Annotated in this window: 1 protein-coding gene; it reads right to left on the bottom strand. The window is 56.3% G+C overall.

The window, feature by feature from the left end; translation table 11 throughout:
• Positions 1-2 precede the first annotated feature (2 nt).
• The coding region (locus tag DVK07_RS20740; RefSeq protein WP_121598601.1) for a flagellin at positions 3-574 on the bottom strand (572 nt) is incomplete at its 5' end.

Genomic DNA, 574 nt, shown 5'->3' with positions numbered 1-574 from the left:
CGCTAGAGCCGGACCGCTTCGCTGTCAGTATTGTAGAGGTCTGGCGAGGTGAGCTGGACAGATGTCGTCGCCGAGGCGGGCGAGATAATGTCGAGCGTCGCCGTGTCACCCTCACCGAACGCGTCAGAACCGGATCCAGTTCCGAACGCGCTGCCTGTCGGATCCAAGAGAATGGTGAACTCGTCGTTTTCGGAGTTCAGCACCGCTTCACTCGCACTGTTGGCCCCGGTTAGTTCCTCAATACCAAATCCGCTCGCACTCTTGGTAGTATCTTGATTTAAGCTCAAAGTGGCTGTGCCGTTCGGCCCAACAGCTTGGATAACGGTTTGGTTCAAGTCAATGTCGGACGCACCTGGAGCGGTGGTGACCACGACTTTAATTTCGCTTAGGTCGCCGTCATCAGCACTGTTGACGATCCCTGTCGTACTCACGACCTCAATCCGATCGGACACAAGGTCGGTACTCTCCTGACCAGTCGCTTCTGCTTGAGACTGGAGGAAACCAGCCGTATTGATCAGAACGCCAGCGGCGATCGCTGCCACCAGCACCATCGCAATGAACACGATGAGGGTAC

Source organism: Halorubrum sp. Atlit-26R, assembly GCF_003666015.1.
GTDB lineage: Archaea > Halobacteriota > Halobacteria > Halobacteriales > Haloferacaceae > Halorubrum.
This window is presented reverse-complemented; position numbering and strand designations above follow the sequence as displayed.